Source organism: Glycomyces amatae, assembly GCF_020991375.1.
Classification (GTDB): Bacteria; Actinomycetota; Actinomycetes; order Mycobacteriales; family Micromonosporaceae; genus Glycomyces; species Glycomyces amatae.
In genome coordinates this window covers 1-22,713 of sequence record NZ_JAJLQZ010000012.1, presented here as the reverse complement: position 1 = coordinate 22,713, position 22,713 = coordinate 1, and the positions used below count along the sequence as shown (strand labels likewise).

General features: G+C 69.0%; 21 protein-coding genes. 12 read left to right on the top strand and 9 right to left on the bottom strand.

Annotated elements, in window-relative coordinates; translation table 11 throughout:
* Positions 1-165 precede the first annotated feature (165 nt).
* Genes ehuA through LO763_RS17955 form a run of 4 tightly spaced genes read right to left on the bottom strand, consistent with a single transcriptional unit; the run spans position 166 to position 3,281 of the window.
* Entirely contained in the window at positions 166-978 is an 813-nt protein-coding gene (gene ehuA, locus LO763_RS17970) for an ectoine/hydroxyectoine ABC transporter ATP-binding protein EhuA (protein WP_255672726.1), read from the bottom strand.
* Positions 959-1,627, bottom strand: coding sequence for an amino acid ABC transporter permease (locus tag LO763_RS17965; protein ID WP_230786852.1), 669 nt, complete (start codon positions 1,625-1,627; stop codon positions 959-961). The genes ehuA and LO763_RS17965 overlap by 20 nt, the downstream gene beginning before the upstream one ends.
* Entirely contained in the window at positions 1,627-2,367 is a 741-nt protein-coding gene (locus LO763_RS17960) for an amino acid ABC transporter permease (RefSeq protein WP_230786850.1), read from the bottom strand. Before LO763_RS17960 ends, LO763_RS17965 begins: the two co-directional genes overlap by 1 nt.
* 5 nt (positions 2,368-2,372) lie before the next feature.
* A complete protein-coding gene (locus LO763_RS17955; RefSeq protein WP_230786848.1) occupies positions 2,373-3,281 on the bottom strand; it encodes a transporter substrate-binding domain-containing protein in 909 nt (302 codons plus the stop codon).
* A 203-nt stretch (positions 3,282-3,484) separates the two neighbouring features.
* Here LO763_RS17955 and LO763_RS17950 point away from each other — a divergent pair, with 203 nt between their 5' ends.
* On the top strand, positions 3,485-4,288 hold the full coding sequence (locus tag LO763_RS17950; protein ID WP_230786846.1) for a GntR family transcriptional regulator: 804 nt from the start codon (positions 3,485-3,487) through the stop codon (positions 4,286-4,288).
* A gap of 194 nt (positions 4,289-4,482) precedes the next feature.
* Positions 4,483-5,256: an SGNH/GDSL hydrolase family protein gene (locus LO763_RS17945; RefSeq protein ID WP_230786844.1), complete on the top strand. Its 774-nt coding sequence runs from the start codon at positions 4,483-4,485 to the stop codon at positions 5,254-5,256.
* 58 nt (positions 5,257-5,314) lie between these two features.
* On the opposite strand, the gene LO763_RS17940 is transcribed toward LO763_RS17945, so the two are convergent.
* The 3 genes from LO763_RS17940 to eccD form a co-directional block, all read right to left on the bottom strand.
* On the bottom strand, positions 5,315-6,145 hold the full coding sequence (locus tag LO763_RS17940) for a nuclear transport factor 2 family protein (RefSeq protein ID WP_230786843.1): 831 nt from the start codon (positions 6,143-6,145) through the stop codon (positions 5,315-5,317).
* A gap of 151 nt (positions 6,146-6,296) precedes the next feature.
* On the bottom strand, positions 6,297-7,898 hold the full coding sequence (gene eccB / locus LO763_RS17935) for a type VII secretion protein EccB (RefSeq protein WP_230786841.1): 1,602 nt from the start codon (positions 7,896-7,898) through the stop codon (positions 6,297-6,299).
* Between the two features lie 37 nt (positions 7,899-7,935).
* Positions 7,936-9,342 carry a type VII secretion integral membrane protein EccD gene (eccD, locus tag LO763_RS17930; RefSeq protein ID WP_230786839.1) on the bottom strand — a complete coding sequence of 469 codons (1,407 nt, stop codon included), beginning with the start codon at positions 9,340-9,342 and terminating at the stop codon, positions 7,936-7,938.
* A 276-nt stretch (positions 9,343-9,618) separates the two neighbouring features.
* Here eccD and eccCa point away from each other — a divergent pair, with 276 nt between their 5' ends.
* The 8 genes from eccCa (at position 9,619) to LO763_RS17890 (ending at position 19,448) form a co-directional block, all read left to right on the top strand.
* On the top strand, positions 9,619-13,662 hold the full coding sequence (eccCa, locus tag LO763_RS17925; protein ID WP_230786837.1) for a type VII secretion protein EccCa: 4,044 nt from the start codon (positions 9,619-9,621) through the stop codon (positions 13,660-13,662).
* Positions 13,663-13,754: 92 nt separating this feature from the next.
* Positions 13,755-14,843 (top strand): hypothetical protein, encoded by a 1,089-nt coding sequence (locus LO763_RS17920; protein WP_230786834.1) that lies wholly within the window; start codon positions 13,755-13,757, stop codon positions 14,841-14,843.
* Between the two features lie 350 nt (positions 14,844-15,193).
* The gene (locus LO763_RS17915; protein ID WP_230786832.1) at positions 15,194-15,511 is read left to right on the top strand and encodes a hypothetical protein; all 318 of its coding nucleotides are present in this window, start codon (positions 15,194-15,196) and stop codon (positions 15,509-15,511) included.
* On the top strand, positions 15,508-15,807 hold the full coding sequence (locus tag LO763_RS17910; protein WP_230786831.1) for a YbaB/EbfC family nucleoid-associated protein: 300 nt from the start codon (positions 15,508-15,510) through the stop codon (positions 15,805-15,807). Before LO763_RS17915 ends, LO763_RS17910 begins: the two co-directional genes overlap by 4 nt.
* 10 nt (positions 15,808-15,817) lie before the next feature.
* Positions 15,818-16,195, top strand: coding sequence for a hypothetical protein (locus LO763_RS17905; protein WP_230786829.1), 378 nt, complete (start codon positions 15,818-15,820; stop codon positions 16,193-16,195).
* Between the two features lie 3 nt (positions 16,196-16,198).
* Entirely contained in the window at positions 16,199-17,029 is an 831-nt protein-coding gene (locus LO763_RS17900; protein WP_230786827.1) for a hypothetical protein, read from the top strand.
* Positions 17,022-17,744: a hypothetical protein gene (locus LO763_RS17895; RefSeq protein WP_230786825.1), complete on the top strand. Its 723-nt coding sequence runs from the start codon at positions 17,022-17,024 to the stop codon at positions 17,742-17,744. The genes LO763_RS17900 and LO763_RS17895 overlap by 8 nt, the downstream gene beginning before the upstream one ends.
* Positions 17,745-17,954: 210 nt before the next feature.
* On the top strand, positions 17,955-19,448 hold the full coding sequence (locus LO763_RS17890) for a S8 family peptidase (protein ID WP_230786823.1): 1,494 nt from the start codon (positions 17,955-17,957) through the stop codon (positions 19,446-19,448).
* Between the two features lie 127 nt (positions 19,449-19,575).
* On the opposite strand, the gene LO763_RS17885 is transcribed toward LO763_RS17890, so the two are convergent.
* Entirely contained in the window at positions 19,576-20,856 is a 1,281-nt protein-coding gene (locus LO763_RS17885; protein WP_230787128.1) for a hypothetical protein, read from the bottom strand.
* Between the two features lie 45 nt (positions 20,857-20,901).
* Positions 20,902-21,501: a hypothetical protein gene (locus tag LO763_RS17880; protein WP_230786821.1), complete on the bottom strand. Its 600-nt coding sequence runs from the start codon at positions 21,499-21,501 to the stop codon at positions 20,902-20,904.
* Between the two features lie 471 nt (positions 21,502-21,972).
* Between LO763_RS17880 and LO763_RS17875 the strand changes: the two genes are divergently transcribed.
* Both LO763_RS17875 and LO763_RS17870 read left to right on the top strand, forming a co-directional pair.
* Positions 21,973-22,254, top strand: coding sequence for a WXG100 family type VII secretion target (locus tag LO763_RS17875; RefSeq protein WP_230786819.1), 282 nt, complete (start codon positions 21,973-21,975; stop codon positions 22,252-22,254).
* 36 nt (positions 22,255-22,290) lie between these two features.
* On the top strand, positions 22,291-22,575 hold the full coding sequence (locus LO763_RS17870) for a WXG100 family type VII secretion target (protein WP_230786817.1): 285 nt from the start codon (positions 22,291-22,293) through the stop codon (positions 22,573-22,575).
* The last annotated feature ends 138 nt before the right edge of the window (positions 22,576-22,713 follow it).

The window sequence follows — 22,713 nt, the reverse complement described above, 5'->3', positions numbered from 1 at the left end:
TCTGATTGTGCCACTCCCGGCCCGCGGCCGGCGGCCGCACCCGGGCGCCGTCGCAGGTCCGAACGCGAATCAGGGCAAAAAGAATGAGGGGGGCGGTCGATAACCCCTCATGACCGCCCCCCTCGAACACCCCTAACACTCTCCAAGGATGGAGGAGTCTCAATCCTACTCCGCGAGCACGGCCCGAAGGAAGTCCTGCGTCCGGGCTTCTTGCGGCTCAGAGAACATCGCCTCGGGCGGGCCCTGCTCGACGATCTGCCCGTTGTCGAACATCATGACGCGGTTGGAGACGTCGCGGGCGAAGCCCATCTCGTGCGTCACGATGAGCATGGTGATGCTCGTGGTGTCGGCGATGTCCCGCAGCACGCCGAGGACGTCGTTGACCAGCTCGGGGTCGAGCGCGCTGGTGACCTCGTCGAGCAGGAGGATGTCCGGGTCCATCGCCAGGGCCCGGGCGATCGCGACGCGCTGCTGCTGGCCGCCCGAGAGCTGGCTGGGGTAGTGGTCGATCCGGTCGGACAGGCCCACCAGGTCCAGCAGCTCCTTCGCCTTGGACTCCGCCTCGTCCTTGCCGCGCTTCAGGGTGTGCACCTGGGCCTCGGTGACGTTGCGCAGCACGTTCATGTTCGGGAAGAGGTTGAACTGCTGGAAGACCATGCCGACCTTCTGTCGCGCCTGCCGCAGGTACCGCTCGTTGGCGACGACCAGCCTGCCGCCCTTCTCCATATGCGAGTAGGGCCGGCCCTCGACGTAGATGACGCCCCCCTCGGCCGCGGGGTCCTGTGCCGGCGTGACCTTCTCCAGGGTCATGAGGAGCCTGAGGATCGTGGTCTTGCCCGAACCGGAGGGGCCGATGAGCGTCACGCGCTCGCCGGGGTCCACCTGGAAGTTCAGCTTGTCGAGGACCAGCAGGTCGCCGAAGCGCTTGTCGACGCGGTCGAAGCGGATGATGGGCTGGTCAGAAGTGGGATTTTGCAAGGCGATTCTCCAATCTCCGCGCCGCGACCGCCACCGGGTACGAGGCGGCCAGGAACAGGATTCCTGCGATGGTGTAGCCCTCGACGGCACCGGTGTAGTGCTGGCCCTGGAACTTCTGGGCCTGCGCGATCATCTCCAGCACGCCGATGGCGAACAGGGTCGGGACCTCTTTGAACATGGCGATGACCCAGTTGGCGACGGCGGCGGTCGAGCGCCGCATCATCTGCGGGAGGACGACCGCGCCCCACACCCGGTGCGTGGGCAGGCTCAGCGCGGTCGCGGCCTCCCACTGGCCCTTCGGGATCGCCTCGATGCCGGCCCGGTAGGACTCGGAGGTGTAGGAGGCGTAGTGGACGCCCAGCACCGCCGAGCCGACGATGAAGGCGCTCCAGTCGGGGTTGATGTACAGGCTCGTGGCCGTCCACACGAACAGCAGCTGCACCAGCAGCGGGGTGTTGCGGACGAACTGGAAGAAACCGGAGACGACGCGTTTCAGCCAGGCGGGGCCGGTGCGCTCGCCGATGGCGACCAGCAGGCCCAGGAGCACGGCGATGAGGCCGGCGACCAGCGTGACCTGGAGGACGACGATGAAGCCGTCCCAGATGGCGGGGAAGACCTCGATGACGGTCTCGTTGTTCCACTCGTTCATCAGAGCACGCCTCCTGCGGCGTTGGCGCCCTCTTCCGGCGGGGCGACGGCTCGGGTCTTGGGAAGTCTCGTGTTGATGCCGACGCCCCGCTTGGCCTTGCGCTCAAGCGCCCGCATCCCGGTCCAGATGAGCCAGGCCAGCACGAAGTAGACGACCAGGATCAGCGCGAGGTGCGGCAGCTGGTTCGCGCCGCCGTTCGCCCCGCCGATGATCCTCGCGATCCCGGTGATGTCGAAGACGCCGATGAGCGAGACCAGCGCGCTGGCCTTGAGCAGCATGATCGCGAACGAGGACAGCGAGGGGATCATCTCGGGCCAGGCCTGGGGGAGGACCACCAGGCGCAGGCGCTGGAACGGGGTGAAGTTCACGGCGAGGCTGGCCTCCAGCTGGCCCTTGGGCACCGCGGCGATCGCGCCGCGCACCACCTCTGAGGAGTAGGCCCCGTAGTTGAGGCCGAGCGCGATGATCCCGGCGAGGATGAGGTAGTCGAACTGGATGCCGAGGATCACGGGCATGGCGAAGGCGAACCAGAACAGCTGCACCACGACCGAGGAGCCGCGGATGAACTCCACGAACACGCGTGCCGGGGTGCGCACCGCCAGGTGCTTCGAGCTTGTCATGAGTCCGAGGGCGAACGCCACGAGCAGCGCCAGGGCCGCCGAGGCCACGGTGACCGTGATGGTCACCAGCAGCGGCTCGGCGTACCTGGGCAGCGAGTCTATGACCGCTTGGAAGTCCATGACGCCTACTGGTAAGTGTCCGGGCAGAGGTCTTCGGCGGTCAGGCCGTCGGGGTGGTTCGTCTCGGCGGTGAACCCGTACGGGCTCACCAGGCCCTCCCAGGTGGCGGTGTCGGCCAGGAGCTCGTCGAGCTTCTCGTTGAGCGCGTCGCGGAACTCGGTGTCCTTGGGCTGGAAGACCGCGGCGCCGGCGCCGATGATGTCCTCGCCGGTCTCGGGGTCGATGAGCCAGAACCCCTCGGTGACCTCGACTTCGGCGTCGGCGTCGGCGGCCAGCTGGAGATTCGCCGAGGTGAGTCCGACCGCGTCGCAGCGCCCGGCCTTGAGTTCCAGGATCAGCGCGGGCAGGTCGGGCTGGACGTTGACGCGCTCGGCGTCGAAGATCGCGTCGGCGACCTCCTGCTCACTGGTGCCGTTCATGACGCCGATCACGCCGTCGGTCTCGGCCATCTCGTTGAGCGTGGTCCATCCGCCCGGATTGCCCTTCATGACCAGCAAGGCGTCGGGCATGACGTAGTCGGGGTTCGCGAACGCGACCGCCTCGCAGCGGTCCGGGGTGATGTACATGCCCGCGATGACCATGTCGTGCGTGGTGCCCAGACCGGTGATGAGCGAGCCCCATTCGGTGAGCTTCCACTCGATCTGGTCGGCCTCGATGCCGAGTTCGCCCAGCAGGTGCTTCTGCACGTCGACCGATTGGCCGGTGACCACGTCGTCGTCGCCGGTGTAGGCGTACGGGGCCTCGTTCGCGTAGGCGACGCGGAGCGTGCCGCCGTCCTGGGCGTCCTTCAAGAGGGACGAGTCCTCGTCGCCGCCGTCGTCCGTCCGTGAGCAGGCGGCGAGCCCGAGCGCGGCGGCACCGACGGCAGAGCCTCTGAACAGGTTGCGGCGGTTGAAATGCGGTTCGTTCGACACGGTGGTCGCCTCCTGTGTTCTACTCCAGTTGTCTTGCCGACCCTAACGTTCTATTGTACGTTTGTCGACAATACGATGATCGACGTTCGGTAACGAAACCGTCAATGCGTCGACGGCGGCCGCAACCGGGGCTTGTGGCGAAGCGTGAAGTACGAGCGGCGCTAAGATGCTGCCCAGAAGCGACAGAAGAGGGGCGGGCAGACGTGTCTGATCGCAACAGCGGAGTGAGCGGGCTCGTGAACGCCCGCCAGGTGGGGCGCCTGGCGCCGGTGCGACGCACCTCGACGGTGGACCTCATCGCCGAGCGCCTCCGTGAAGCGGTCGTCGACGGATCGCTCCCGCCCGGCGCGGTCCTCGGCGAGGCCGAGCTCGCCTTCCAGCTGGGCGTCAGCCGCGGCCCCCTGCGCGAGGCCATGCAGCGACTCACCGCCGAGGGGCTCCTCGTCATCCCCAAGCGCCGCGGCCTAGCGGTGCGCATCATGACCCCCGAGGACGTGCGCGACATCCACTGGCTGCGCGCCCGCATCGAACCCGAGCTCGGCCGCCGCATCCTCGCCCGGCCCGCCGCCGAGCGCCGCACGGTCCTCGCCGAGCTCGGCACCGAGGTCAAGCGCATGCAGCGCGCCCTGCGCAAGGACGACGCCCGCGCCCTCGGCGACGCCTACCTCGACTTCCACCGCGCCCTCGCCGCGTGGGGCGGGTCCCTGCGCCTGGCGCGCATGATGGGCACCCTGCTCATCGAGACGCGGCTGTGCACCTTCTCCATGTACGAGCACTTCGAGGTCCACCGCGACCTCGTCTCCGAGCACGCCGCCTTCGTCGAGGCGCTGGCCGCCGAGGACGCGGCGCGTTTCGCCGTCCTGGTCGAGGCCCACCTCGACGCCGAGGTCCGGCGCCTGCTCGCCGAGCCCGAGGCGGCCAAGGAGGACGACGCCGACCGGCTCCTGGCCGAGACGCCCGCCGGGCCGCAGCCGCTCGACCGCCTCGACCTCCCCGAAGGCCTCTGAGCACCTGCCACCGTCCATGCGTCGAGTGAACCCCTCCGACGCCCCTTCCGCAGGCGGAACGACCGTTGTCGTATTTCTGACATCGCGCGTTCCGTGTCTGGACCGTCCGTTACAGGACCGATATAAAGAGGGCCCGCCCCCGGACAAAATTCGAGACGGAGCCCAAAATGTCATACCCCCGACGAATCTCCACAATGGCGGCGGCACTCCTCGCCGCCGTCGTTTCGACCCTCGCGCTCACCAGCGGCGCCGCCCAGGCCCAGACCGTCGAATACGTCGCACTCGGCGACTCCTACGCCTCCGGCGTCGGCACCCGCTCCTACATCGACGACGGCTCCGACTGCAACCGCTCGAGCGCGGCGTACCCGTCCCTCCTCGCCGAGGAGCTCGGCGCCGACCTCGCCTTCGCCGCCTGCTCGGGCGCGACCACGGGCGACGTCCTCACCGACCAGGTCGGCGCGCTCTCGAGCGGCACCGACCTCGTCACCATCACCGTCGGCGGCAACGACACCGGCTGGGCCGGGGTCGTCCAGCAGTGCGCCTACCCCTACCCGTGGACCTGCGACGCCCAGATCGAGGCCGCCGAGGAGTTCATTCGCGACCGGCTGCCCGCGAAGCTCCACGACGTCTACGACGCCGTCGAGTCCGCCGCGCCGAACGCCGACGTGATCGTGCTGGGCTACCCGCGCCTGTTCAACGGCGAGGAGTGCAACATCATCACCCGCATCAGCCCCGCCGAGCAGGCGCAGCTGAACGACGCCGCCGACCTGCTGGCCGACACCATCGGGCAGGTCGCGCTCAGCCACGGCTTCGACTACGTCGACGTGCGCGACGCCTTCGACGGCCACGCCGTGTGCGACGACGCCGAATGGCTCAACGGGCTCTCCTACCCGATCATGGAGTCCTTCCACCCCAACGCCGCCGGCCAGCGCGACGGCTACTTCCCGCTGCTGGACGCGCTCGTCTGAACCGCGACGGCGAAGGGCCCCGCCGGAGATCCGGCGGGGCCCTTCGGCGCGTGCGGTGCTAGAGCTCGCCGCAGACGACCCAGACGCCGTCCTCCTTGATGAGCTCCATCGTGTCGGCCTCGTCCTCGGTGCGCTCCGAGGTCCAGCCGCTGATGGACATGCCGTCCTCGCTCATCTCGGGCACCGGCAGGTTGTAGCTCACGGTGTAGTCGACGGTGGCGGTGTCGCCCGTCTCCTCCGAACCGGTGATCTCGTAGGCGAAGTCGACCTCGATGTCCACCGGGGGCACGTCCGACATGCCCGCGTCCTCCATGGCGCCGCTGAAGTCGAACTCCTCGGCCATCGAGTCCATCTCCGCCTGCGTCTCCGCGCAGGCGAAGGGCTTGAGGTCGTCCATGACCGCCTGGACCGCCTCGGTGTCGCCGGAGAAGGCGGCCTCGAACATCTCGCCCATCTTGGGGAGCAGCTTGTCCGCGACGTCCTCGGGGGAGTCCGACGCCGACGGCGCGCCGCCGCCCCAGGGCTGCACGACGAGGAGGACCACCGCGACGATGAGGACCACGGCGCCGCCCGCGATGCCCGCGATCAGGCCGGTCTTCGACTTCTTCGGCGCGGGCGGCAGGCCGCCCGGCCCGCCGTATCCGGGCTGCTGCCCGTAACCGGGCGGCGGGGTCTGGCCGTATCCGGGCTGCTGGGGCTGCTGGCCGTAACCGGGCTGCTGCCCGTAGCCCGGGGGCGGGGTCTGCCCGTACCCCGGCTGCTGCGGCTGCTGCCCGTATCCGGGCTGCTGGGGCTGCTGGCCATAGCCCGGCTGCTGCCCGTAGCCGGGCTGCCCTTGGGGCGGTTGCTGGTTCGGGTCGAAACCCGGCTGCTGAGGCGGGTAGGCCATGACTAATCCTCGTGTTATCGGGAGTGTGTCGCGCCAGGCTAACACGCCCGCACCACGGGTGCGGACCTTTGCGGCGCGGCCGCGCGGCGTCCACGAACGACGGTGCCGCCGGGACCCGAAGGCCCGGCGGCACCGTCGTTCACGTCGGCTCCTAGCCGCCCGCGGCGGGCGACTCGGACTCGGTCTCGTAGACCGGGACGTCGTCGGCGTCCACGGCCATCTGCTTGCGGGCCTCGTACGGATCGAGCGACGGCCCCTCGGGGATGAGCGAGATCATGGTGTCCGGCACCGAGACCGCGTCGACGCCGTCGTAGCCCAGCAGCTTCTGGGTCGAGTCGGTGATGCCCTGGTCGATGATGCCGTGGCGGAAGCCCTGGTCGCTGACCATGTAGGTGAAGCCCGAGATCGTCCCGCCCTCGTCGGTGCGGGCGTCGGCCAGCACCGCCATGCCCTGCGGCAGCACCGTCTGCGCGACCATGCCCTCGACCTGCGAGAAGATCTCCCCCTCGTCGGTGAACTCGACGGACTCGGCCGCGTCGGTCAACTCGTCGGGAGCCTGCTCGTACATGGCGATCGAGATCGAGGTGTCGCCCTCCTTCTGGGCCTCCTCCGAGTACACCGCGCACACGGCGGGCCTGCTGGCGTCGGTCGTCCACGGGTTCTTGCCCAGGTACTCCACGGGGTAGTCCGGGGGCAGGTAGGTCGCCGTGGCGCCGATGTCGCTCCGGTCGATCGGGTCGATCTCGATGGTCGCGCCGTACTGCGTCTTCAGCAGGGCCTCCATCGTCGGGGTGATCTCGGCGAACTCGTCGCCGTCGTTCTCGGTCTTGACGAGCACGTACAGGTTGTCGCTCTCTGAGACCGGGCGGCCGTACGTCAGCGGCGTGCCGTCGAAGGCGGTCACCCCCTCCTCGGAGGTCTCCCCGAACTCGGGCCGGATCTCCGGCGCCAGCGGCGGGCCCGTGGGGATCGCCCGGAGCATCGCCGCGTCGAGCGGGACCGCATCATTGACCGAGAGGCCCAGGTCGTCGATCACCTTGCTGGCGGGCCGGTCGTCGTCGCCGATCCCGTACTTGGCGCCGTTCCACAGCAGGTAGTACTCGGCCTCGACCTGGCTCTCGTCCACGGCCGTCTTGACGAGCATCCAGGTGTCGTCGGAGAGCTCCTTGTCGGGCGCCTCCAGGTCCATGACCGCCAGCTGCGTCAGCTGGAAGCTCGTCGTGCCGTTGTCCCGGCGCGGGATCGAGCAGGCGTTCCAGTCCTGCTTCTGGAGCAGCTCCTCGGGGCTCGGCGGCTGCGTCGGGATCCCCTGGATGCCGATGGTGAAGCTGCCGCGGGCGATCCCCGCCAGCGACGAGGCCTTCAGGTCCTGGACCTGCGGCTTGCCGTTGGAACCGGGCTTGGCCAGCAGCAGCGCCGAGGTGTAGTTCGTGACCTGCCACAGCCGCAGCTTGTCGTCCTCGGTCTCCTCGCCGCCGCTCTTGGTCGTGTACACGTACACGGAGTTGCTGCCCTTGATCGTGATGATCGCACCGGGCTCCGGCAGCGCGTTGCCCTTGTTGAACAGCGTCGCGATCGCGAAACCGCCGAAGATCAGGGCCAGCACCATCACCGACGCGAAGATCGACACGCCGATGCGCCGCAGCGGCCGCTCGATCGAGTCGGGGTTGGCCAGCACCAGCGCCTGGTTCATGCGCGAGGTGATGAAGCGGTGGGCTTCCACCTGCTCGCGCCGGGAGCGCATCTGGGGCATCGGAATTCGCCTCTCTCAGAGTCGACGTCGGGGTGGACTAGCCTCGCAGCGACAGCGCGATCGCGTACAGGTTGCAGACCCAGCCGACCAGCGGCAGGATCGACACGATGAGCAGCGCCTCGATGATGTCGAGGGAGCGGCCCCACGTGGGGGCGATCTTCTTCCCGGCCACGGCCAGGCCGTAGACCATCGCGATCAGCGTCAGCAGCGTCAGGGCGCCGAGGATGACCGTCAGCCGCACCAGGATGTTCCCCTCGCTCGCCACGAAGATCGCCGCCAGCGTCGCGGCCAGGCCGCCCATGCCGCCGGCGAGCATGACGATGCGGGCGGGGCGGTCCTCGATCGAGCGCGCCCGGCTCAGCAGCACCAGCGACAGGACCGTCGCCAGGATGAGCCCCTCGGGCATCTTGTCGGAGAACGCCAGCGCGATCGCGGAGACCAGGCCGACCACGGCCGCGAAGGAGAGCAGCGCCTCCAGGTAGTTCCCGGCGTGCTCGGAGAGCTTCAGGATCCGCTTGCCGTCGATGGCCTCGGTGTCCCCCTCCTTCAGCTCGTCCGTGGTGGTCGGCAGGGTCGGGGTCGGCACCATCGCCATCGACAGCGACAGGCGCGGGGCGGCCGGGAGGATCGCCAGCGCCAGCGGCGCCGCTATCCCCGCGGCCGTGGCGGCAGTGCCGTTCGGGATGACCATCATCAGCGCCGTCGAGATCCCCAGGACCACGGCCCCGAGGATCGTCACGATGAACACCGGCGCCGAGGCCATGTCGCCCACCGCCACCATCGCCAGCACGCTGAACAGCAGGATCGCCGCGGCGGCGATCATCACGTGCGGGCCCTCCAGGTCGAACAGCGACCGGCCGTCGGCGGCGATGAGCAGGCCGCCCACGCCCGCGTAGAACACCGAGGTGATCCCGAAGTACGTCGCCGCCCGCGAGTCCCCGACCGCCCGCGACAGCAGCGCCGAGGCGCCGACGAGGACCGCCGCCACCCCCAGGGCGACGATCGCGCTGGCCAGGTGCGTGGTGAGCAGGAGCGCGACCGCGCCCACGGCCAGGGCCGCGGTGCCGACGCCGACGCTGAAGCGCTTCGTGGCGATGTGGTCCCACCGGTTGCCGCGCTGCTCGGTCGCCGTGGCGACGGCGTCGATGACGTCGTCGAAGACGATCTCGGGCTTCGCCGCGTCGGCCGGGTTGAGGTACAGCATCTCGCCGTCGCTGATGCCCAGCTGCGAGCAGGAGTGGCCCGTGTCGAGGGCGTCCTCGCCGAGGCGGGCGAGGATCCAGCCGCCGTTGTCGCCGGCCTCGTCGATGTAGTACTCGCCGGCTTGGTGCAGGATCGTCGGCAGCAGGTCGGACAGGGGGACGTCTGAGGGCAGTGCGAGGTCGATCCTGGTGCGAGGACTGACGATCGTCACCCTGGAAAGAGTGGCCGACTTGGTGCTCACCGCGCGAACCTCCGGGTCAGGTCGGTAATCGGGGGACCGTTAAAGGATAAATCCCTCATGCAACGGCGGGTGTACCGCCATGGCCGCACGGCCATGGTCCTACGGCAGAGTGGCGATGCGGTTATACCCTGATAGTGCGATACTCGACAGAGCGCACTTACATCTTTTATACGGCAGCGCCCAAGCCACGGCCCGCGCGCGGCCTCGTCGAAGCTCGCGAGGCGCCGGCACCGCGAGTCGTGGCCGCGTCTCCCCCGGTGAGTACAAGGACCCTCTGTGACGACCAAACTCTTCCGCAGGCCTCCGCGCAAGCGCGGACCGCAGGCGCCGCGCGGCGACATCCTCCTGGAGTCGCCGCCCGACATGCCCGATCCGCAGCCCAAGAACATCGCGCAGTACCTGATGATCCTGCCGATGCTCGCCGGCGCGGCCGCCATGGCCATGATGATGATGACCCGCGTGGGCACCGGCTCGACGGCCTCGTCGGGCAGCAACACCATGCGCATCGCCATGGGCGCCATGATGGGCATCTCCATGGTCGGCATGATGGCCACCAGCATGGGCGGCAACCGCGCCCAGAAGAAGGCCGAGTTCAACGCCGACCGGCGCGACTACATGCGCTACCTCAACCAGGTGCGGCGCCGCGCCCGGAAGGGCGCCGAGCGCCAGTGGCGCGCCGCCCGCTGGCGCCACCCCGACCCGCGCGCCCTGTGGTCCCTGGTCGGCTCGCGCCGCATGTGGGAGCGCCGGCCGAAGGACGACGACGCCCTCGACGTGCGCGTCGGCGTCGGCAAGCAGCGCATGACCATGAAGCTGGTGCCCCCCGAGACCAAACCGGTCGAGGACCTGGAGCCGATGACCTCGATGGCGCTCAGGCGCTTCGTCGCGGCCCACTCGAACGTCATCGACATCCCCCGCTCGATGAAGTACACCGAGGCCGGGCGCATGGTCCTGCGCGGCGACCGCGCCCTGGTCCTGGACAACCTGCGCTCCCAGCTCACGCAGCTCGCCGTGCTCCACTCGCCCGACGACGTCATCTTCGCGGTCGTCGCCGACAACGAGCGCATGCCCGAGTGGCACTGGATGAAGTGGCTCCCGCACCTCCAGCACCCGACCGCCGAGGACGGGGCCGGACCGGTCCGCATGTTCTACAACACCACCACCCAGCTGGAGAACTCGCTGCGCGACCAGCTGTCGAGCCGCGGCGCCTGGTCACCAGGCGCCACCGCGGGGGAGGGCCAGGCACAGCTGGTCGTCATCCTCGACGGCGGCGAGGTCGACCCCACCGGGATCATCGCGGCCGACGGCATGGCCGGCGTGACCGTGTTCGACTTCTCCGGCTACCTGCCGCGCAAGCCCGGTCCGCAGATCAAGCTCTACGACGTCACCGACGAGGAGATCTACACCGACCAGGCCGGACGCCGCCGCGTCCTCGGCAAGCCCGACCGCCTCTCGTACAACCAGGCCGAGGGCATCGCCCGCTCGCTCTCGCCGTGGCGGCTCTCGCTCAAGAACGCCGCCGGCGCGACCGAGTCCGGCGACGAGGACGCCTCGCCGATGGCCAACCCGTCGAGCCTCCCCGAGATGCTCGGCTTCAACGACTCCGCCGCCCTCGACCCGGCCGTGCACTGGCGCGAGAAGCCCGTCAAGGACTACCTGAAGGTCCCGATCGGGCCCGGCCCCGACGGCGCCATCGTCGACATCGACTTCAAGGAGTCGGCCGCCGGCGGCATGGGCCCGCACGGCCTGCTCATCGGCGCCACCGGCTCCGGCAAGTCGGAGGTGCTGCGCACCATCGTCGGCTCGCTCATCGCCACGCACTCCTCCGAGGAGCTCAACTTCATCCTCGTCGACTTCAAGGGCGGCGCGACCTTCGCCTCCCTCGACGAGCTGCCGCACGTCTCGGCGGTCATCACCAACCTCGCCGACGAGATCGAGCTGGTCGACCGCATGGCCGACGCGCTCGAGGGCGAGCTGGTGCGCCGCCAGGAGGTGCTGCGCGCCTCGGGCAACTTCACCAACCGCTGGGAGTACGAGAAGGCCCGCAAGGCCGGGCAGCCGCTCGACCCGATGCCGACCCTGCTCATCATCGCCGACGAGTTCTCCGAGATGCTCGTCGCCAAGCCCGAGTTCATCAACCTGTTCCTCCAGATCGGCCGCATCGGCCGGTCCATCGGCGTGCACATGCTCCTGGCCTCGCAGCGCCTCGAGGAGGGCAAGCTCAAGGGCCTGGACACCTTCCTGTCGTACCGGGTCGCGCTGCGCACCTTCTCCGCGCAGGAGTCGCGCACCGTCATCGGCTCCGGCGCGGCCTACGAGCTGCCGCAGCAGCCCGGCCACGGGTACCTCCAGGTCGGCACCGAGGACCTGGTGCGGTTCCGCGCCGCGTACGTCGGCGGGACCTACAAGCCGCCGAAGCGCGTCGCCTCCCGGGCCGAGCGCATCGCCGCCGTCCAGCACAAGGTGCAGCGGTTCCTGCCCGGCTTCGTCGAGCTCCCCCCCGAGCCCGAGGTCGAGGAGGAGCCCGAGGAGGAGGTGGCGGAGGCCGAGGCCGAGGACGAGAACGAGAACGAGAAGCTCTCCGACCTCGAGGTCATGGTCAACAACTGCATCGGCATGGGCCGCCCGGCCCACGAGGTGTGGCTGCCGCCGCTGGCGGAGCCGCCGACGCTCGACCAGCTCCTGCCCGCGCTCGAGGTGGACCCGGTCCGGGGCCTGACGCCGCAGGGCTTCTCCCTCAACGGGAAGCTCCACGCCGTGCTCGGCGAGGAGGACCGGCCGTTCGAGCAGCGCCGCAGCCCGTTCGTGGTCGACCTCTCCGGCGCCCAGGGCACCGTGGCGATCGCCGGCGGCGCCCAGTCGGGCAAGTCGAACATGCTGCGGGCCATGATCGGCTCGCTCGCGCTGCTGCACACGCCGCGCGAAGTGCAGTTCTACTGCCTCGACTTCGGCGGCGGCACCCTGCGCGGCATCGAGGACCTGCCCCACGTGGCCGGCGTCTTCGGCCGCCAGGAGGAGGAGGGCGTGCGGCGCACGATCCAGGAGGTCAACGCGATCCTGGACGAGCGCGAGGCGTTCTTCACCGCCAACAAGATCGACGGCATGGGCTCCTACCGGCGCATGAAGAACGACGGGCGGTTCCAGGAGGACCCGTACGGCGACATCTTCCTCGTCATCGACAACTGGATGACCCTGCGCGAGGACTTCGAGCCGTTCGTGGACCAGGTCCGCGCCATCGGCAACCGGGGCCTGGCCTACGGCGTGCACGTCATGGTCACCTGCACCCGCTGGGGCGACATCCGCATGAACATGCGCGACATGTTCGGCCTCAAGCTGGAGCTGAAGCTCTCGGACAACATGGAGTCCGAGATCGACCGCAAAGCGGCGGCGAACGTGCCGAAGAACCGCCCCGGCCGGGGCCTGTCGCTCCAGAAGCTGCACATCCTCGCCGCCGTCCCCCGCATCGACGGGATCCGCGACGGCGACGACCTGCAACCGGGCGTGGAGGACTTCGTCAAGAAGGTCAAGCAGGCCTGGCGCGGGCCGGCGTGCCCGCAGGTGCGCCTGCTGCCCCGGCAGCTCCACGTGGCCGACTTCCTCAAGGCGGTTGACCGCTCGAAGCCGGGCATCCCGATCGGCCTCAACGAGGCCGGGCTCAAGCCGGTGTACCTCGACTTCCAGGCCGAGCCGCACCTGCTGGTCTTCGGCGACTCCGAGTGCGGCAAGACGAACCTGCTGCGGCACATCGCGCGGCAGATCCAGTCCACGTACACCGCCGACGAGGCGAAGATCATCATGGCGGACTACCGGCGCGGGATGCTGGAGGAGATCTCCAAGCCGACCCTGCTGGACTACGCCATGTCGGGCAAGCACTTCGAGGGCTCGGTCAAGAACCTGAAGGGGCCGATCGAGAAGCGGCTCCCCGGGGACAAGGTCACGCCCGCGCAGCTGCGCGACCGGTCGTGGTGGACGGGCCCGGACCTGTACCTGATCGTCGACGACTACGAGATGGTCGCCCAGCGCGTGAACCCGCTCGCCGGGCTCGCCGAGCTCATCCCGCAGGGCCGCGACATCGGCTTCCACGTCATCATCGCCCGCCGCGCCTCCGGCGCCGCGCGCGCGATGATGGACCCGGTCGTCGGCCTGATCAAGCAGCTCGAATCCCCCGGCCTGCTCATGAGCGGCCGCCGGGAGGAGGGCGCGATCTTCAACAAGCTCCGACCCAGCGCGCAGCCCCCGGGCCGCGGCACGCTGGTGCGGCGCAAGGACGGCGAGCAGCTCATCCAGACGACGCTGCTGCCGCCGAACGGCACCGCGTAAGCCCGAGCACAGGGCCGCCGACTGCAACCGGTCGGCGGCCCTGCGGCGTACTACTGTCGGAACGCGACCCCTTACCTCCCCCAAGGGCCCGAATGAGACCGCTGCTGACTCCCCCCAGGGTCGAGGCCGCCCCCACCGAGGCGGCCCCCGCCCGCGCCCGCCCGCGCCCGCCGCTCGGCGTGCAGGCCCTCCGGGGCCTGCTCCTCGCCGAGGCCGCCGCGGTCGTGTGGATCTGGCTGTGGACCTGGCGCGGCGTCCAGGCCTACGCCTGGCCGGGCGTCGACAACGGGCTCGACGAGCGCGGCCTGTCCTACCTCCTCATCCTGGCCCCGGCGATCCCGGTGAACCTGCTGGCGGCGGTCCGGCTCGGCCGCGGCGGCCGCCGCGCCCAGCTGTACCTCGCCGCCGCGGGGGGACTGGCGGCGGTGCAGCTGGTCCTGCTCCTGACGCCCTCGGCGATGCCCGTGCGGGAGGCGATGAGCGACGGCGCCGCCGCCGTCGGGACCCGCTTCCTGTTCACCGTCGTGCCGATCGCCTTCGCGGGCGCGCTGCTGGCCGCGACTGCCCGCGCCCGGGCCTGGCTCGGGGCCGGGCCCGACCGGACGGGGCGGCGCCTCGCGGGGCTCGAAGCCGCCGTGTGGTGCCTCGCCCTGGCCCTCGCCGCCGGCACGGGGACCGAGGTGCACCGGTGGGCCGAGGCCGCCTCGCAGCCCGGGGCGGCGGTGGGCGACCACACCGAGGACGGCACGTGGGCGCGGCTCGAAGGCGCCGTGGCCGACACCACCGAGGCGATCCCGGCGTTCTCCGGGTTCGCCGCCCGCACCGTCGAGGTCGTCGACTGCGGCTACCGCACCCCCGAGGGCCTGATGACCTACCGGTACCGCCTCACCTACGAGCTGCGGACGGCCGATTTCGCGACCTACGAGGCCGCCGTGGCGGCCCGCTGGGCCGAGGGCGACTACGTGCTCACCTACGACGGCGCGACCCTGGAGGGCACCCGCCGCATCACCGCTGAGCGGGCCGACGAGCTCACCCTCCAGTACACCGGGGGCGACGGCGCGGCCTTCCGCCTCGAGAGCGCCTGCGTGGAGCGGGTCGACCCGACCCCCGCCTGCCTGCCGCCCCAAGGCGACCCGACGACCGACAAGATCGAGGGCATCACCTGCCCGGAGACCGACTGACGCGCCGAGACGGCCGGGGCTTCCGACCGACCCGCCCGCTTTCGCGGCCTCAGGCGCACCGGTGCGCCTCGCGGTGCGAGTCGGATTTCACCGTTATCGAATCGTTGCGACATTACGGATGGTCACCTCGAATCGGATCTGCTGACACCCGGTGATCATTCGATATCACCAGTGTTGCCGAGGATCACCGAACGTAGTCTCCCGATGCGTACCATCGCCGCCGCAGGCCGCGGCCGCGTTTCGCCGTACCCTCCGAACGATATGGCGCTGTTATCGTCACGGTAAGTGATGACTCCTGCTCCGAGGCTGCGACAACGACGTCCGGCCGTTCACCCCCCAGAGGAGACCGGTTGGACGCCAACATGATCGACCATGTCCGCTCCATACTGCGATCGGCTTCCCCCGATGAACGAGACGACCTGGGCCGCAAGGTGTACGGAGAGTGCGCCATCGCCGCCCAGAACCCGGCCCGCCGTGTGGGGGCGCGCATGAACCTGCACGGCGAACTCACCGCCGTCGCGATCGAACCTCCCGACCTCGACTACGAACCGCAAGGCTGGGACTGGAGGGCCGAGGCGCTCACCGAACTGGTCAACTCCCTCAGCGAGCGAGTCGCCTCGATCCGAGCCGGAGTGGACGGTCCCGAGCCGTCGGAGGGACCCCGATGACCCGAATCGAGCAGGGACTCTCGGAACTGGCCTCCTCGATCGGCCGTTTCAAGGGCGTCCGGGAGTCCTTGGCCCAGGCGATGAGAGCGCAGGCCACCTCCCCCGACGGGACGGTCACCGTCACCGCCGACGCGGAACGCGCTTCCACGATCCGGATCGACGCCGACGGCGCCGCCGCCCTCGACCCCGGCGAGGTCGAATCCGCGGTGCTCCAGACCTACAACCGGGCCCAGCGGCAGCTGCGGGAGCAGATGCTCCGAGCCCTGCCCCCGAACCTCGACCACCCCAGCGGATAGGAGGCGCCCCGTGGCCGACGCGACGATGGACCCCGAAGCGGTCCTCGAATACAAGGAGCACCTCACCGGCCGGTACGAAGGCCTCGTGGTGCAGGAATCGCTGCTCGCCACCGAGGCCGGCGGGCTGGAGGGGATCGACGACACCGAGAGCGGCCTCATACCGCAGGCCGCCTGGTTCGGCCCCGACGCGCTCTGGACCGAAGACGTCGTCCAGGCGGTGGAGACGACCTACTTCCACCGGGCCGGAGAAGCCGCCACCGGCTCCAACCTCATCGAGCACCTCCAGGAGACGCTGCAGCTCTACGCAGACCGCTGGAGGGACGACGAGGAGTCGATCGCCGACGACATGGACCAGCTCACCGCCGAGCTCGAGAACTGGACGGGCTGAACCATGGCGACCGAGTACACCGAAGTCCCCGACGCGATCGATGCCGCGTGGGCGAACCCCGTCGCCGCCTTGCTGTCCGAATCCGACGCCATGGAGAAGATCCAGCTCCTGGACGACCTCGCCGAATCCTACGGCGTCGGCAACCCGGACGGGTCGTACGCCGATTCGCCCATGCCGAGCACGGTCGTCCACCAGCTCGCGCAGATCGACGTCCCCGCCATCCAGACGACCGCGGTCCGCCTCCACCGAACCTCGGCCGAACGATTCGCGAGCATAGCCGCCGACGGCCGGTTCGAAGACCTGCTCGCCGAGTCCTGGACGGGAGACCTCGCCGAGACCTTCCGCGAGTGGGTCGAGGGCGGCGGCGGATACCAGGGCATCGACGTCTACTTCGAGGAAGTCGTCCGAAAGGCCGAATCGACCGGCCTCGTACTGCTCAACCTCGGCGAACACCTCAAGGAGACGCTGGAAGAGCTCAGCAGCGCACTGCGGGAGCAGTTCTCCAGCCTCGACGACACGGCGGCCGCCAACGGGCACAACGTCAGCAGCATCTGGAGCTACATCCTGGGTCTCGGCGGCCCTCTCGGGGGAGTGGCGGGACTCCTGTCGGGGATGATCGCGACGATCCTGGCGGTCCTCATCTCCGCGATATCGATCATCATCCTGATCTGGGACTACTACCGGATCACCTCGGAGGACGTCCAGGGCTCGATCCAGGCGATGGCCGACTTCCACGGCGCCGTGGCGGGGCAGTCCACGGGGAGCGACGCGGACTCGGGAGAACTCGACCAGGCCGAGTTCGAAGGCGCGACCGCGGGGAGCGGGCATGACTGACCGGGACGAGGAGCTCGGCGTGCCGAAGGCGCACATGCTGAACCTGCTCAGGCTCACCGCAGTCGGGATGGCGGGCTTCGCGCTGGGCGCGCTGACGATCATCGTCGTCCCGGACCTCGCAGACGAGTACGGCGACCCCGGAGAGGACTCGACGTCGTTCACCGACGGGCTCAGCGGCGTCTGCGATGCGAGCGACTGGGAGTCGCACGCCGCCGACTCCGCCGAGTTCGAACTCGAAGAGGTGCGGTCGATCTCCGAGGACCTGCCGGAGGGCACCTCGACATGCCAGGTGCGCTTCAACGTGCTCATCGACGGGGCACCGGCCGGAAGCGCGATCGTCGACGTGTTCGCGTTCGACTACGTCGGATATGACCTTCCCGCGCAGATGCCATGGGGCACTTCCTACTCGGCGGGCTGTGAACGGTCGCTGGAGGCGACCCCCGCCTTGCTGCCGCTGATCCTCGAACCCCGGCCTCCATGGCTGCCCGGGGAAGACGACTGCGTCTTCTCCTCCGATCCGCGCGCAGGAGGAGCCTTCGCCACGCTCTGGGACGGTGACAGGACGGACGAGCCGGGAGGCCACAGCGGCTTCGCCCAGGTCAGCCTCATCGACCTCGACCCGAAGGCCGGCGAGGGCGCTGCCGCCAGGGCGGAGGCGTTCGCGCGGTTCTTCACCGAAGTCCTCATGAAGGTCGTCCGCGTCGAATTTCCGTAGGAGGGGAGGCCGCCCGACACGCCGACGGCCGCAACCTCAGCGTGCGGTGCGGCGAACGCGGCGACCACTGCGGGGGATTTCGGCTGGATGGACCGCCCGGTCGTGATCGACGGCCGCCCAGCGGGGATCGCGACCCGAACATTGGTCCGGTATCTTGTGGGGCAGAGCGGACAGCGCTGTAACGACCGGCACACGGAAGGGGTCCACCCTATGGCCACACCTCTCACGCCACCCCTCAGCAGACCGCCGCAAGCCGCCTCCGGCCGCAGCGCCCGCGCCGCCATGGGCGCGGGCTTCGTCGCCCTCGCCGCCACGGCCGCCATCGCGGCGGCACCCGGCACGGCGCTCGCCCAGGACACGACACTGAACGAGGACAACGCCTGGGCGGTCGAACAGGTCCAGGCCCCGGCCGCGTGGGAGACCACGAAGGGCGAGGGCATCACCGTCGCGGTGATGGACACCGGCATCAACGACCATCCCTTCTTCGAGGACAAGGACGTTCTTCCCGGGTACTCGGTCCTCTCGGACCATGAGGACGCGTGGAACGACGTTGACGGCCATGGCTCCGCAGTAGCTGCTGCAGTGCTCTTGGTGGCCCCTGAGGCCACCATCCTCCCCGTCTGGCTGGATTCGGGTGACAATGCCCTCAACGGTGGCATGGGAGAATCCGAGTTCGAGGCGTTTCGGTGGGCTGTCGATAACGGTGCCGATGTTCTTGTCGTCCCCTGGGGTATTTCCGGCGCTGGATTCGACGGGGAATACCTCGAAGTTCTGCAATACGCGATTGATAAGGGCGCGATAGTCGTTGCAAGTGCGGGGAACGACCCGGACGAGGAAGTCCGCTATCCCGGTTTCGTTCCAGGCGTGGTTACCGTTACCGGCACCAACCAAAACGGTGACATCTGGTTCGAGAACACCACCACCGGTCAGGAGGTTGTATTGGCGGCGCCCGCTGATTTGATGACGGCACCAGTGCCGCAGTTCGGCACGCTGGGCGATGGCACTGAACTGTATACAGAGGTTTACGGCGGTACATCGATGGGTTCAGGTTTTACCGGTGGTGTTGCCGCTTTGACCTGGGCAGCTCACCCTGAGCTTGATGCCAGTAACGTCATCCAGCGAATGATCCAGACAGCAGGTGACGGCAGTGGCAATCGCGACGGTGAGGCAGGCTATGGCCTTGTAAACGCCGAGCAGGCGGTCAATGCCGAAGGCATCGAAGCCGTCGAGGAGAACCCCCTCGGTTACCCGATGGGTGAAGCCGGTGCCAGCGGGGTGAGCCCCGACGAGGAGACCCCGTCGGCTGCCCCTGGAACCGATGCCGAATCGGCAGGACCTTCGACCGCTGCCGCAGGGCAGAAGGAGTCCAACCTCTCGGCCATCATCGTGATCGCCGCCGCAGTGGTACTCGTCGCCGCCGCGATCATCGTGTGGCTGGTTCTTCGCGGTCGCGGCCGCAAGACCGCCGATGCGCAGCCCGCACCGTTCGGTCCGGGCAACGGGCCGAGGCAGACCGAATACCAGCAAGCGGCTCCGTCCACCCAGCAGTACGGTGCTCCGCCCGGTGGAGGCCAGCACTATGGCGGCCCGCCTCCGGGCCCGCAGGGATACAGCAGCCCTCCGGCCGGCCAGGGCTTCAATCAGCCCGGTGCCCCAGGAGAACCGAGTCCTCCTTGGCAACCGAGCGATCCGAACCGCCGATAGCGTTCAGGGCCGCATCCGATGTCGCCATCGGACGCGGCCCTGGTGCTTTCGCGGCGTAACCGCGATGGGAACGACTGAGGGGCGAGCGGCCCAGGCCGCTCGCCCCTCATTTACTGCTCAGTGGCCGTCAGTCGTCGAGTTCTTCGTCGCGGACCCGGTTCCGGCTCCAGTCGACGTCGTCCTCCCGCAGCCAGGTCTCGCGGGTGTACGTCTCGTCGTCATCGTCGCTGTAGCCCGAGCGGGTGCCGCCGCGAGCACCGCCGCTGCCGCCGCGGTTCACGCCGCCGCGGTTGGGGTTCATGCCACTGCCGCGGTTGGAGTTCATGCCACTGCCGCGACCGCTGCTGTTGCCGCTGCCGGCGCCCGAGCGGCTGCCCGATCCGGAGGAGGCCCCCGATCGCGCCGGGCTGGTGCCCGAGCCCGTCCCGGTACCGCGTCCAGGGGCCGTCCCCGCGCCCGCACCAGTGCCTCGGGCGGGACCGAACAGGCCCGAACCGCTGGTGATGGTCGAGCCACCGCCACCGCCGCCCATGCTCGGGGTGTAGCCGCTACCGCCGCCCGCCGGAATCACGCCGGAGCCGCCGCCTTCGGCCAGACCACCGCTGTCGCCGTCGATGTCGCCGTAGGAGCCCGGAGCCCAAACGCTGTCCACGGGGTCCAGGTCGTCCTCGGTACCGACGATCCCGTCGGCTCCGGCCTGATCCGTGAGGCCGCTACTCATGCTGTCGCTGTCGCTGCCGCCAGGGGAGCTGGGGGTGTCGGCGCCACTGCTGAGTGAATTCTCGGCGAACACTCCACCGGTCGGCTTCTGGTAGGTCGAGTTGCCGGGCATGTCGCTGGGGGGAGGGGGCGGAGGCTCCGAGAAGTCCTTTTCCCTTGCCCATGCGTATTGGTCGCCGAGGTCGGCGACGATCTGCGCGATGGCCTCGTGGCGCTGGTCGAGGTAGTCCTCGTACTGGCGCTCGTACTGGGTCTTCTTCGTCTCGTACTCGGGCTTGGTCTTGTCGATGTCGTTGCTCTCGAGCCACTCGTCATAGGTCTCGGTCGAGCTGGGGTACAGGTCAGAGCCTTGCGCATTGCTCTGGGCGGTCTTGAGGTACCCGGCTAGCTTGGGGATGGTCACCTCACCCACCTGCTTCATGCCCTCTTCCGACTCGATGCTGTACCGCTCGACAACACCCATGCGGTTCTCGAACTCTTCGGCGGCCGAGCCGGTCCACTGCGTCCGCAGGGAGACGACGTAAGTGGACATCTCCTCGCGCGCGGCCTTCATGCCGCTCGCGGCGGAGGTCCAGATCGAACCGGCTTGGTCGACGGCCCAGTCGTCGCCTTCGTTCAGCATGTCCCACAGCTGCTCGTGGGTGTAAGTGCTCTTGTAGTAGTCCTTGCCTTTGCCCTTGGCAACCATGGCAGGCTCCTTCCTCGGGGTTCAGGTCGTCTGCGATCAGCGGGGCTAAAGCATCGGGGGTTCGTCTTCGGAGCCCGGAGTCTCTTGCCCGGGGGTCTCCGTGCCGGTGGCCGGGGGCTCGTTCTCGTCGTTCTCGTTGCTGACGTCCGTGACCTCGTGCTCCGAGACGCCTCCGCGGCTGTCGAACCCGCTCTGGACGTTGGTCAGGCCGGCCGAGACGTTGCCGTCGGACTCCAGGTAGCTGACCTTGATGTCCTCGCTGACCACGCGACCGGTGTCGAGTCCGTGGAAGACGCGGTCGAGCTGCTCGGCCCGCGACGGGTAGAAGGTGCCCTTGTAGACCTCCGCCAGCTCCCGGGCGTCGTCGAAGCCGCCGAACGGCACGTCCACGGTGTCGACCGTGCGGAAGCTGCCCGCGCTGATGTACTCGGCGTTCATGCCCTCGCGAAGGCGGATGACGGAGCCGCCCATCACCTGGCTGCGGTAGATGTCGAGGTCCTGAATCGTGAGCCCCATCTTGGAGATGAACTCGTCGAAGGACTCCTCGGTCATACGGAACTGTTGGTCGGCAGCAGTCGTGACGGTGTAGGAGCCGTCCGAGTTCCTCACAGCCGTGTAGGAGCCGTCCATTTCCTCAGGAAGCAACGTCATCACCTCGGTGCATGAGTGTCGTCAGGGGGTAGGTCTCGGCGGCCGCTCGCGTGCCTTTGACGTGCTGCGACGGGCACGGCCGCTCGATGTTGTGCTGAGACCAGCATACCGATTGCGCGCCATCCGGGGCCCGTTGGCCGCGCGGCTTGGCACGAACCGGGGAGATCGGGACACAAGGGAGCTGCGACCCCTCCATGTAGCTGGTATTTCACGTTCGCCCGAACGCTACGCGGCCCCGTCGCGCCCCGCGGCCGCCGAGCGGGCGAGGTGGCACAAAGTGGGGATACACGGGCGTTCTCGCGACTAGTAAACTCTGAGACGCACCACCAACCCGGTGAGTTTGCACGGACGGGTTATGGTGACTGCGGAATCGATGAAAAAACTCACTGGGATACCCCTGACGGCCTAGAGCCCTAGCGCCGCAGCCCCCGGTTCTCACGATCAGGAGGTGTATCGATGGTCGCAATGACAGCCGACACAGTCCACCAGGCTGCTGTCGACACGTTGAACGCGAAGAACGATGTTGACGGGACCCTGGCCGGCCTGAAGTCGCTGGTCGAGACGCTCGCCGACGCTTGGAAGGGCCAAGGCGCCGTCGCGTTCCAGAACGTCATGGAGCAGTGGAACAAGGAGTCCGCCGACCTCCTCGAAGCGCTCCAGAACATCGCGGACATGCTGGACACCAGCGCCACCGCGACCACGGAGCAGGACGAAGAGAGCGGCAGCGACTTCGCAGGCCTGCTGTAACAACCCCCCCGATACCCAAGGAAGAGGTGAACCGTCATGTCCGGACAGATCCAACTCGATTACGCGTTCATGGAGGAGTCGAGCCAGCGAATCCACCAGGACTCGCAGTCGATCAACGACACGCTCGCCGAGCTCGCCACGAAGCTCGACGCCCTCGAGTGGGACGACGCCGCGGCCGAGGCGTACACCGCTCAGCGCGAGGAGTGGAACCAGTCCATCGCGAAGCTGAACGAGATCCTGGAGCAGGTCGGCACCGCTGTCGACAACGCCAAGATCCGTTACCAGGAGACCGAGGCTGCGAACCGCGCGCGCTTCATGTAGAACGCGTACCTTCGCTTCACAGCATCGAGGGGCCCGGGCCGATCATCCGATCGCCCGGGCCTCTCGCCGTCCCCGCGGGGACGGCGAGACGGGGGGGGGGGGGGGGGGGGGCGGGCGCCCCCCCCCCCCCCCCCCCCG